Origin of the sequence: Rhizobium sp. Rhizsp42, from assembly GCF_047304155.1 — a bacterium.
Lineage (GTDB): Bacteria > Pseudomonadota > Alphaproteobacteria > Rhizobiales > Rhizobiaceae > Rhizobium.
Genome location: NZ_JBGLYS010000068.1, coordinates 1 through 11,271 on the forward strand (window position 1 = coordinate 1; position 11,271 = coordinate 11,271).

The following is an 11,271-nucleotide window of genomic DNA, read 5'->3' on the forward strand; positions in this document are numbered from 1 at the left end:
TCAAGAAATCCAGAGCGAAAGTCACCGTCGCCAGCAGCGCCGCCGCCCTCGTTCTGTGAAGCGGCTTATAAGGCCCCATACCCAAACAAGTCAACACACCCAGGCAAAGTTTTTTGACAGTTTTATAACACACTGATTCTGTTGGGGGAATTTCCGGGCCTGTCTGTGGAGCCATTTCGACGCCACCGCGCGTGTCCATGAACACCGGGCCAATCCACGGCCCATCATCCCCCACGCGCCATTATCCGCACCCAAAACGCCCGATTTTCGGAACCGAACCCCTCTCCCATGTGTTTCTAGACGTGTTTCTATCGTCAGCAACAAAGGAGACAGCCCAATGGCTTCCAATACAGATGATGTGAGATCCGCCGTTAGCAAGGACATCAGCGCCCTGCAGCAGGAGGTCGCCCGTCTGCAGAAGATGATCTCGGCTCAGGGCGCGGAGGCCTATTACGAAGTGCGCGATCGCGCCGGCAAGGCCTATGAGGATATGGCGCCCCGCGCCAAGACCGCCGTTGCCCAGATCAAGGCCGAAGGCGTGGCCGCGGCCGACGCTGCCCGTGAGCACCCAGCCGCCACCACCACGGCGCTGGCGCTTGCCGGCGCGCTCGGTTTTCTCGCCGGCTATCTCCTGAGCGGCGCCCAGGCCGCCCCGCAGCGCCAGCAGTGGTGGCGATAGCATTCGTTAAAATTAGAGATATCTAATTTGTTTACGGGCCGGATGATCCGAAGTATCATCCGGCCCGTACTACTTAGGTCTTAGAAAAACCCGTTTTTCAGGCCAATAATGGAGACTATAAAGAACGAGGGAGGACTGCTGATGATTGCCAAAGGATCGAACTGCATCGTCGAAGTCACAGTTGACGGAGCGCAGGGCCGCCTGGCGGTCGGTATTATGAACATGCGACAGGCTCTCGAACTTCCTGAAATGCCCAGTGTCTCTTATACCCATCCGGATCCCGCCAAGGCGGCAGCCGGTGTCACCATGAACCGCGAACAGCTTGCGGGCTTCGTGGCGCGTCACTGAGGACCGGTCGCAACCGCGATCCGCTCCCCTTCTATAAATGCGGCCAAGACAGGCGGCGCCCCCCGCGCCGCCTCTTCTTTTTGGCCGAGCGGCAGAGCCCCCTCCCCTCTTGTCCGATCCTTCTTATCCCCGCGTTTTGCGACCCCGCGTCTGGCATCCCCTCACCGTTCATGCCAGAAACGCCGATAACCCAGAAACGCCGATAACAAAGAGCAGAGGAACAGGCGATTGAGAGAGCGGCGCGCACCGCAAAGGCAGAACGGCCGCAACAGGCCTGAAGCCGTCGAGAGCAAGCGGGTGACCCTGCCGCGCGCTTTGTCCAAGCTCGGCTACTGTTCGCGGACCCAGGCCGAAAAGCTGATCGCCGACGGTCGCGTCACCGTCAATGGCCGCACCGTGCTCGACAGCGCCGCCTGGATCGACCTCTCATCGGCGAAGATCAAGGTCGACGGCAGTGATGTCGCCGCCGAGCCGATGACCTATCTGATGCTCAACAAGCCGCGCGGGCTGGTAACGACACGCCACGATCCGGAAGGCCGCCCGACGGTGTTCGATTGCCTCAAGGATGTCGACACCCCGCATCTGTCGCCGGTCGGCCGGCTGGACAAGGCGAGCGAAGGCCTGCTGCTCTTCACCAACGACACCGTCTTCGCCCAGGCGCTGCTCGACCCGGTCACCCATGTCACCAAGACCTATCACGTCCAGGTCGATCGCGTCATGGAGCCCGAGATGCTGGCCGAGATGGCCTATGGCGTTCGCCACGACGGCGAACTCCTGAAGGCGACGGCGGCGAAGCTTCTAAGACAAGGCGAGCGCAACTCCTGGATCGAAGTCGAGCTCGACGAGGGCCGCAACCGCCAGATCCGCCGCATGCTGGAAGCGCTCGGTACCGAATGCCTGCGGCTGGTGCGCGTGGCAATCGGTGATCTCCAACTCGGCGACCTCCCGAAAGGCGCGGTAAGGCCTTTGACCGAGGCCGAGCTCAAGGCGCTGCGCCGCCGCGCCGGCATGGAAACGACCAAACGGACCAGATGACATCATGACAGACAGCGCCGCCCTCGCCCCGCACGATTTCTGGCAGGAGCTGCACGCGCCCGGCACCTTCTCGATCGGCGACGACTTCACATCCTTCTATGTCGCGACGCTGACTGACGGTCGCCAGCTCCGCCTGCCGCTCCGCCCGCTTGCCGATGGCGAGCATGCGCTGGCCTCGCTCATCATCAACCAGGCGAGCTTCGAGGTGCTGGACGCGCTGGCCGGACAACTGGCGGACAAGCTGAGAGCCCTCGATATCGACGTCGTCGCCGGGCTGCCGACGCTCGGGCTGACGCTCGCCTCATCCGTGGCGCAGAAACTCGGGCACAAAAGATACGTGCCGCTCGGCACCTCCAGAAAATTCTGGTACCGCGACGACCTCTCCGTGCCGCTGTCGTCGATCACCACTCCCACCCAGCAGAAGCGTCTCTATATCGATCCGCGCATGCTGCCGCTGCTGGAAGGCAGGCGCGTCGCGCTGATCGACGATGTCATCTCGAGCGGCACCTCGATCGTCTCCGGCCTCAAGCTGCTTTCGGCCTGTTCCATCGAGCCCGTCGCGATCGGCGCCGCCATGCTGCAATCCGAGCGCTGGCGCACGGCGCTTGTTGAGGCCGGCCCGCAATGGCTGGAGCGGACGGTCGCCGTCTTCGCGACCCCGATGCTGGAGCGCACCGAACAAGGCGCCTGGCGCCCACCCGAGATCTGAGCCGTCGTCCCTATAATAGAGTGCGCCCTATTATATAGACTGCACTCTGCGCCCGCCCCTCTATACAGCGGGCCGCGAACCGCTACAGTCTCAGTCAACACGTAAAGCAAGCGCATCAATCCGGAAGACCTGATGACCCCAGAACAAGCATGTCTGCTGATCCTGCTGATCGCGATGCTGGTTCTGTTTCTGATCGACCGTTTCAGGGTCGAGGTCGTCGCGATCGCCGGCCTGCTTGCCGGCTATGCGCTCGGGCTCTATCCGACCGACGCGGTCTTCGCGGGTTTTGCCAGTCCCGTGGTCATCACCGTCGTCGAGATCCTGCTGGTGGTCCAGGTGCTCGCACGCACCCGCTTCTTCGACAGGGTGTCGACAGCGCTTGCCAGTCGCGGCATGCGCGGCACCGGCGTCATTGCCATCCTGTCCGGTGTGACCGGCTTCATCTCCATCTTCATGAACAATATCGGCGCCTTCTCGATCTCGCTGCCGGTCGCGCTGCGCATCAGCGCCGTCAGCGCCATCCCCAAGCGGCAGCTGATCATCCCGATCTCGTTCGCCGCTTTGCTCGGCGGCCTCGTATCGCTGATCGGTACCCCCGCCAATCTGCTTGTCAGCAACGCGCTGGCGGCCGCGACAGGTGAGAGTTTTCGCCTCTTCGATTTCGCCTATGTCGGCCTGCCGGTCGCCGCAGCCGGCATCCTGATGACGTCAGTGTTGGCGCCGCTGCTCTTCCCTGCGGATGGCGACGACGATGAGACTGCACCCGAAACGCCGCGACGCCGCATGGTGGCCGAACGGCGCGTGCCCGCGAATTCGCCATTGATTGGCGCAAACCTCGCTGATCTCCCCGCCCGCTTCGCGCTCAAGCCGCATGCGCTGCTGCGCAACGACGCCTTCGTCTTCGGCTCCGCCGAACGTTCGATTGTCGAAGCCGGCGATCTGTTGCTGGTAGAAGCCGACGATACAGTCTTTATCGACCTCGCCGCATCCGGCGCACTGCAGACGGATCATGGGCAGGCAGAGGCAAGCCGCGTCGAGGCTGTCGTCATGCCGGAGAGCACGCTGGTCGGCTCCCGCCTGCGCTCGCTCGAGGTCTTCTCTACGCGCGGCATCGCGATCAGCGCCCTATCCATGCGCTCCCCGCGCATCGAGGGACGCTTCGAGGATCTGCAGCTCTCGATCGGCGACGTCCTGGTGCTGGAGGGCGACCGCGCCGCAATCTCTGAGGCACTCGAGGAATGCGAATGTCTGCCGCTCGCCTCGCCGCCCGTCCCGCCCTCATTCTCGCTGAGCTGGCAGCCCTTCGCGATCTTTGCCTGCGGCATCGCCGCGACCACGGTGGTGCGGCCCGATATCGCGCTCGCCGGCGTCGTCCTCGTGCTGGCGCTCCTCAACTACCTGAACATCCGCCAGGCGATGGCCGACCTCAACTGGCCCGTGATCATCATGCTCGCCGCGATGATCCCGATCGGCTCGGCCGTTGGCACTTCAGGGACCGCCGAAGTGATCGCATCGGCGCTCGGCGCCATCCTGCCGGTGTCGCAACCGCTCGCGGGCATCGCCGTGGTGCTGTTGCTGGCCATTGCGCTGACGCCCTTCGTCAACAACGCCACCGTCGCCATCGTGCTGAGCCCCATCGCGATCGAGTTCGCGGCAGCCGGCCACCACCAGCCGCAAGCATATCTGCTGGCAGTCGCCCTCGGCGCCTCGCTCGATTTCCTCACACCCTTCGGCCACCACAACAACACGCTCGCCATGGGCATCGGCAGCTACCGCTTTTCCGATTTCATCCGAGCCGGCCTGCCGGTGACGGTGCTGAGCTACTTTTTGAGCCTGCTGCTTCTATATGTCTTCTGGGTTTGAGCCCCGATTGCTTGACATCCCCGGCGATGGAACTAGAGCAGGGGAAAGCCCCGATCAAACCGACCCCGTAACCCAAAAGGACGGTCAAGCCCGTGCGTATTCTCTCAGAAGCCCATTTCCCGGAACTGCCGAATTACTACCGCGGCAAGGTGCGAGAAAACTACGACCTTGCCGATGGCAGCCGCATCATCATCAGCACCGACAGGCTGAGCGCGTTTGACCGTATCCTGACCTGCATCCCCTACAAGGGCCAGGTCCTCACCCAGACGGCGCGCTACTGGTTCGAGGCGACGAAGGATATCTGCCCCAACCACGTCATCGCCTATCCTGACCCGAATGTCGTCGTCGGCAAGCGCCTCGACATCCTGCCGGTCGAGATCGTCGTGCGCGGCTATCTCGCCGGCACCACCGGCACCTCGATCCTCACTCTTTATAAGAAGGGCGAGCGCGAGATGTATGGCATGCGCCTGCCGGATGGCATGCGCGACAACCAGAAGCTCCCCGAGCCGGTCATCACGCCGACAAGCAAGGAATTCGATGGTGGCCACGACGAGCCGCTGACGCCGGATCAGATCGTCGAAGGCGGTCTGCTGACGCAGGCGCAGTGGGATACGTTGTCCAAATACGCACTGGCGCTGTTTGCCCGCGGCCAGGAGATGGCGGCCAAGCGCGGCCTCATCCTCGTCGACACCAAATACGAGTTCGGCACCGACGAGAACGGTACGATCATCCTCGCCGACGAGATTCACACCCCCGACAGCAGCCGCTACTGGCTCGCCGACAGCTACCAGGCAAGCTTCGAGGCCGGAACGCGCCCGGCAAGCTTCGACAAGGATTTTGTCCGCGCCTGGGTGGCCGAACGCTGCGACCCCTACAAGGACGAGATCCCCGAGATCCCGACCGATCTCATCGAGCAGACCTCGGCTGTCTATATAAAGGCCTATGAAGCGATCACCGCGCAGACCTTCGTGCCCGATGACACCGGCGCGACCCCGGTGGAGCGCGTGCGCAAGAACCTCTCGCGCTACTTCCCGTAAGCGTTCGTTCGCGTGAAGGCCTGCGACTTTAGCTTGCAGGCCCTTTCAATGTCGCGTTAGATTTTGAAAAACACCGAAGCCGGGCGGATCCGGCTGGAGAATTCATGGCACGAAGGCCAAGGCGCAAGGCCGAAGAGACCCGCGAAGACATTCTGACGATGGCCGAGCAGCTGTTTCGCCAGCGCGGCTTCGTCGCCGTCTCGATCGCCGATATCGCCGCGGCACTCGACATGTCGCCGGCCAACGTCTTCAAGCACTTTCATTCGAAGACCGCCTTGGTCGACGCGATTGCCGAAAGACACCTGAGCGACGTCGCCGACCGCTTCGTCGCCGATGACCTGCCGCCGCGCGAACAATTGCTCCGCTTCGTGCTCCGGCTCCTCGACAGCCATCTCGAGGACATCCAGAAAAACCCTTACATCTTCGAAATGGTCCTCGTCAGCATCGAGGCCAAGATCGAGGCAGGTAAGCGATATCGCGAAAAAGTGATCCAGAAACTGGAGGTCATCATTCGCGAAGGTGTCGCGGAAGGCCGCTATCACTGCGCCGACCCGGCGCTTGCGGCAAGAACCGTCGCCGATGTGCTGGCAGGCGTGCTGCACCCGGTTCTGATCGTCAAGGACGACCGGGAGACCCTTGTCGAGAAAGCCCGCAATATCGTCGATTTCGCCGATGCCGCGCTGCAAAATAGCGCTTGCTAAGTGACGATTCATAACTTACGTCACTTTCTAAAGGCTTTGTTAATTCGGATCAGAGGCATTTGACTCCGGATCGTTTGTCGTGTGGCATCCCCGGCAGGCTTAGATCCGCGAGCCAGCGCATAGGGAATTGAACATGATACGTCGCTTTCTTCTCGTTTCCTCAGCTCTTGCCATCGGTGGCGTTCTCGCCGCCTGCAGCGACAGCGGCAAGACACCGGCCGCGGGCGCCGGCGGTGCCGGAGCGGCTCAGCAGGCGGCCGCCGTTGGCGTGATCACGCTGAAGAAGGGCGACTTCCCTGTCACGACGATCCTTCCTGGCCGCGCCGAGGCATTCCAGACCGCAGACATCCGTCCGCAGGTCAGCGGCCTCATCCGCGACATCACCTTCCGCGAAGGCGGCGAGGTGAAGAAGGGCGACGTTCTCTACCAGATCGAAGACGCCCCTTACGTCGCGGCTGTCGCGCAGGCGCGCGCCGCCATCGCCAAGGCCGAGGCCAGCGTTCCGAGCGCCCAGAGCAATTTCGACCGCTACCAGCGCCTCGTCGGCTCCGGCGCCACGCAGATCGAGCTTGAGACAGCAAGAACCAACCTCCTGCAGGCGCAGGCCGAGGTCGAATCGGCGAAGGCCGCCCTTTCGGCAGCCGAGATCGATCTCGACCACACCAAGATCGTCGCGCCCTTCGATGGCGTCATCGACCAGACGGCCTACAACGTCGGCAACGTCGTCTCCGCCAACCAGACCACGGCGCTCACCACCGTGCGCCAGCTCGACCCGGCCTATATCCTTCTGACGGAATCGAGCACCAACCTGCTGCGTCTGCGCAGCGCGATTGCCGATGGCGAGATCAAGGGCACGCGCGGCAACGACGCCTTCCGCCTGATCCTCGAAAACGGCAAGGAATACGGTGAGAAGGGCACGCTCGACATGTCGAAGTCGGTTGTCAGTGAAACGACCGGCACCTTCACCATCCGCGTGCGCTTCCCCAATCCCGAGCGCATCATCCTGCCGGGCATGTATGTCCGCGCGACACTGGAACTCGGCTCCGAAAACGGCTTCGCCCTGCCCCAGCTCGCGACCAGCCGCAATGCCAATGGTGAGCTTTCGGCGCAGTTCGTATCCGCGGATGGCAAGGTCGAGAACCGCATCTTCGAAAACGCATCGCCATCCAACAATGCATGGCTGGTGACCGAAGGCGTCAACGACGGCGATCAGCTGATCGTTTCCGGCCTGCAGTCGATCACCGCGGGCATGCCGGTCAAGCCGACCGAGATGAAGATCAATGACAAGGGTATCGTCGTGCCCGTGGCGCCTCCAGCCGCCGCCGGCGACGCGCAGAAGCCCGCCGCGAAGTAACGCGTCGATCATTGATCCGAGCCGTACAGGAATTAGCCAATGGCCAAGTTTTTCATCCGACGTCCGATCTTTGCGTGGGTCATAGCGATCACGATCATGCTCGCGGGCGTGCTGGCGATCTTCACGCTGTCGATCTCGCAGTATCCGGATATTGCGCCGACCACGGTGCGCATCAACGCCACCTATCGCGGCGCCAGCGCTGAAACGGTCGAGAAATCGGTGACGACGCTCATCGAGGACGGCATGACCGGCCTCGACGACCTCACCTACATGACCTCGACCTCGTCCACCGGCTCGGCCAGCATCTCGCTGACCTTCGGCACGGCGGCCGATCCCGATATCGCCCAGGTGCAGGTGCAGAACAAGCTGCAGCTGGTGCAGTCTCAGCTGCCGAGCGATGTCATCGACGCCGGCATCAGCGTCACCCGCTCGACCTCGAGTATCCTTCTCGTCGGCGCGCTGGTCTCCACCGACGGCAAGCGCAATTCGGTCGACCTCGGCAACATCCTGTCCAACTCGATCGAGAAGCAGGTCCAGCGCCTGGAAGGCGTCGGCAGCGTCAATATCTTCGGCTCCGGCTACGCCATGCGCGTCTGGCTCGACCCCTACAAGCTGGTCAAGTACCAGCTGACGACGGGCGACGTGACCTCGGCGATCGAGGCGCAGAACACGCAGGTATCCGTGGGTTCGCTCGGCGCCCAGCCTTCCGTCGAAGGCCAGCAGATGAACGTCACGATCACCGCGCAGAGCCAGCTGACCACCGTTTCCGACTTCGAGCACATCATCTTGAAGGTCGAGAAGGATGGCTCCACGGTCCGCCTGAGCGACGTCGCGCGCATCGAGATCGGCCAGGAAAGCTATGGCGGCTCCTCGCGCTACAACGCCCAGCCGTCGAGCGGCTTCGCCGTCAACCTCGCGATCGGCGCCAACGCCATCGATACCGCCGGCCGTGTTCGAACGGCACTCGATTCCATTTCCAAGGGCCTGCCCGAAGGCGTGGAGATCACCTATCCCTATGACACGACGCCCTTCGTCGAGCTGTCGATCGAAAAGGTCGTGCACACGCTGATTGAAGCGATCGTGCTCGTCTTCGTCGTTCTTCTGATCTTCCTGCAGAACTTCCGCGCGACGCTCATTCCGACCATCGCGGTTCCTGTCGTTCTGCTCGGAACCTTCGGCATCCTTGCCGCGACGGGCTATTCGATCAACACGCTGACCATGTTCGCCATGGTGCTCGCGATCGGCCTGCTCGTCGACGACGCCATCGTCGTCGTCGAGAACGTCGAGCGCATCATGACCGAGGAGAAGCTGTCGCCGATGGAGGCCACCGAGAAATCGATGGGCGAAATCACCGGCGCCATCGTTGGCATCGCGCTCGTCCTGACGGCCGTCTTCATTCCAATGGCCTTCTTCGGCGGCTCGACCGGCATCATCTATCGCCAGTTCTCCGTCACCATCGTCTCGGCGATGTTGCTCTCGGCGCTGGTCGCTATCGTGCTGACGCCGGCGCTCTGCGCCACGATGCTGAAGCCGGTGCATGACCACAAGAAGAACCGTGCCAGCGAGTGGTTCAACCGCAACTTTACCCGCTCCACCAACGGCTATGTCCGCTCGATCGGCTACCTCCTGAAGCGTCCGTGGCGCGTCATGGTCGTCTTCCTGTTGGTCGGCCTCGGCTGCGCCTATTTCTTCACCCGCCTGCCGACCTCCTTCCTGCCGCAGGAAGACCAGGGCGTTCTGCTGACCATCGTGACGACCCCTCCGGGCTCGACCACGCAGCAGACCCAGGCCGTCGTCGAAAAGGTCGAGACCTACTATCGCGAAAACGAAAAGGACGCCGTGCAGTCGGTGTTCGGCGCGCTTGGCTTCGGCTTCAACGGCTCCGGCCAGAACAGCGCGATCGTCTTCACCAAGCTCAAGGACTTCGCCGAGCGCACGGACGACAAGCTGCATGCGCAGGCCGTCGCCACCCGCGCGCTGGGAGCCTTCTCGCAGATCCGCGAAGCCCAGGTCTTCGCGCTGCTGCCGCCGGCGATCCAGGGTCTCGGCGTATCCAGCGGCTTCTCCATGTATCTCGTCGATACCGGCGGTCACGGCACAGAGGCGCTGGATGCAGCCTCCAAGCGCCTGATCAGCATGGCCAACACGAGCGGCAAGGTTGTTGCGCTCCGCAGCAACAACAAGGAAGTCGAGCCGCAGATGAAGATCATCATCGACCAGGAGAAGATCGGCGCCATGGGTGTCGATATCTCGGCGGTCAATGCGATGCTCTCGGTCATCTTCACCGGCCGTGACGTCAACGACTTCACGCTGAACGGCGAGATCAAGCCGGTCTACGTCCAGGGCGATGCACCCTTCCGCATGCAGCCCGACGACCTCGACCACTGGTATGCCCGCAACACCAACGGCGAGATGGTCCCCTTCTCCGCCTTCACCCGCACGGAATGGGTGAAGGGCGCCCCGACGCTCGCCCGCTTCAATGCGGTGAGCGCCATCCCGCTCGACGGCGCGTCGGCACCGGGTGTCAGCTCCGGCGACGCCATGAACGCGATGGAAGAGATGACCGCGCAGCTCGGCGGTGGCTATACCGTTGCATGGCAGGGCATCTCCTATCAGGAACGCCTGTCCGGTTCGCAGGCCCCGATGCTCTACGCCATCTCGGTTCTGGTCGTCTTCCTTTGCCTTGCCGCACTCTATGAGAGCTGGTCGATCCCGTTCTCGGTCATCATGGCCGTTCCGGTCGGCGTGCTCGGCGCGCTGGTTGCGGCAACCGTCTTCGGCCAGGCAAACGACGTCTACTTCAAAGTGGGCCTGCTCACGACCATCGGTCTGGCGGCGAAGAACGCGATTCTCATCGTGGAGTTCGCCAAGGACCGAATGGAAACCGGCATGGGCATCATCGACGCGACGCTGGAGGCCGCAAGGCTGCGTCTGCGGCCGATCATCATGACGTCGCTGGCCTTCATCCTCGGCGTCGTGCCGCTGGCGATTGCCACCGGTGCGGGCTCGGCCGCGCAGAACGCCATCGGTATCGGCGTGCTTGGCGGCATGCTGTTTGCCACCGCGCTCGGCATTTTCTTCGTGCCATCATTCTTTGTGGTTATCCGCCGCGTCTTCTCGCGACGTCAAAAAAATGAGGTATGAGTGTGACATATCTGCACTGTGATAAAGTGAGACTCATTGGTACATTGCCGCGGACTGCTTCGGGATGGCGTTTCTCGTTTGAGCGAAGCGCGACCGATAGTGAAGCATGATCGCTTCTGACATGAATAATTTTTTGGTCGAGTTACAGGAAGATAGTTAATGGCGTCTTTTCGTTTTGCCTCTCCGGCATTGTTGTTATTGCTCGCGGGCTGTGTGAGTGGCCCGGATCATGTTCCCCCGGAGATGCCCCTCCCGGCCAAGTTCAATGAAGGCTCGGCCAAGGCCGATGGCGACGTCTCGACGGTCGCCTGGTGGACCGCCTATCGCGACACCCGCCTGAACGGACTGGTGGTCGAAGGTCTCAATGAGAACCTGTCGATCCAGCAGTCGCTGGAGCGCAT

General features: G+C 62.5%; 10 protein-coding genes and 1 pseudogene. 10 read left to right on the top strand and 1 reads right to left on the bottom strand.

Annotation, left to right across the window (positions count from 1 at the left end; genetic code table 11):
- Positions 1-205 (bottom strand): hypothetical protein (locus ACCD05_RS30805; protein ID WP_413397409.1); only part of this gene is annotated, 205 nt, incomplete at its 3' end.
- Between the two features lie 132 nt (positions 206-337).
- Here ACCD05_RS30805 and ACCD05_RS30810 point away from each other — a divergent pair.
- The 10 genes and pseudogenes from ACCD05_RS30810 to ACCD05_RS30855 all read left to right on the top strand — a co-directional run.
- A complete protein-coding gene (locus ACCD05_RS30810) occupies positions 338-679 on the top strand; it encodes a hypothetical protein (protein WP_018902525.1) in 342 nt (113 codons plus the stop codon).
- Between the two features lie 141 nt (positions 680-820).
- Complete coding sequence (locus ACCD05_RS30815) at positions 821-1,027, top strand: hypothetical protein (protein WP_018902526.1); 207 nt, start codon at positions 821-823, stop codon at positions 1,025-1,027.
- Between the two features lie 228 nt (positions 1,028-1,255).
- The gene (locus tag ACCD05_RS30820; protein WP_413397412.1) at positions 1,256-2,062 is read left to right on the top strand and encodes a pseudouridine synthase; all 807 of its coding nucleotides are present in this window, start codon (positions 1,256-1,258) and stop codon (positions 2,060-2,062) included.
- A 4-nt stretch (positions 2,063-2,066) separates the two neighbouring features.
- Positions 2,067-2,771, top strand: a complete 705-nt coding sequence (locus ACCD05_RS30825; protein WP_413397414.1) for a phosphoribosyltransferase — start codon at positions 2,067-2,069, stop codon at positions 2,769-2,771.
- 132 nt (positions 2,772-2,903) lie between these two features.
- Positions 2,904-4,634, top strand: coding sequence for an SLC13 family permease (locus ACCD05_RS30830; protein WP_413397416.1), 1,731 nt, complete (start codon positions 2,904-2,906; stop codon positions 4,632-4,634).
- Positions 4,635-4,726: 92 nt separating this feature from the next.
- Positions 4,727-5,671 carry a phosphoribosylaminoimidazolesuccinocarboxamide synthase gene (locus tag ACCD05_RS30835; RefSeq protein WP_111565421.1) on the top strand — a complete coding sequence of 315 codons (945 nt, stop codon included), beginning with the start codon at positions 4,727-4,729 and terminating at the stop codon, positions 5,669-5,671.
- A 104-nt stretch (positions 5,672-5,775) separates the two neighbouring features.
- Positions 5,776-6,372, top strand: coding sequence for a TetR family transcriptional regulator (locus ACCD05_RS30840; protein ID WP_047515378.1), 597 nt, complete (start codon positions 5,776-5,778; stop codon positions 6,370-6,372).
- Between the two features lie 133 nt (positions 6,373-6,505).
- Entirely contained in the window at positions 6,506-7,726 is a 1,221-nt protein-coding gene (locus tag ACCD05_RS30845; protein ID WP_111565422.1) for an efflux RND transporter periplasmic adaptor subunit, read from the top strand.
- Between the two features lie 39 nt (positions 7,727-7,765).
- Positions 7,766-10,870, top strand: a complete 3,105-nt coding sequence (locus ACCD05_RS30850) for an efflux RND transporter permease subunit (protein WP_413397419.1) — start codon at positions 7,766-7,768, stop codon at positions 10,868-10,870.
- Between the two features lie 159 nt (positions 10,871-11,029).
- Positions 11,030-11,271, top strand: a pseudogene (locus ACCD05_RS30855) (nodulation protein NodT); the annotation flags it as partial.

What these genes read in the sequence shown, in the direction of transcription:
- ACCD05_RS30810 (WP_018902525.1), top strand. Translation starts at nt 338, where the DNA reads ATGGCTTCCAATACAGATGATGTGAGATCCGCCGTTAGCAAGGACATC.
- ACCD05_RS30815 (WP_018902526.1), top strand. Translation starts at nt 821, where the DNA reads ATGATTGCCAAAGGATCGAACTGCATCGTCGAAGTCACAGTTGACGGA.
- ACCD05_RS30825 (WP_413397414.1), top strand. Translation starts at nt 2,067, where the DNA reads ATGACAGACAGCGCCGCCCTCGCCCCGCACGATTTCTGGCAGGAGCTG.
- ACCD05_RS30830 (WP_413397416.1), top strand. Translation starts at nt 2,904, where the DNA reads ATGACCCCAGAACAAGCATGTCTGCTGATCCTGCTGATCGCGATGCTG.
- ACCD05_RS30840 (WP_047515378.1), top strand. Translation starts at nt 5,776, where the DNA reads ATGGCACGAAGGCCAAGGCGCAAGGCCGAAGAGACCCGCGAAGACATT.
- ACCD05_RS30845 (WP_111565422.1), top strand. Translation starts at nt 6,506, where the DNA reads ATGATACGTCGCTTTCTTCTCGTTTCCTCAGCTCTTGCCATCGGTGGC.
- ACCD05_RS30850 (WP_413397419.1), top strand. Translation starts at nt 7,766, where the DNA reads ATGGCCAAGTTTTTCATCCGACGTCCGATCTTTGCGTGGGTCATAGCG.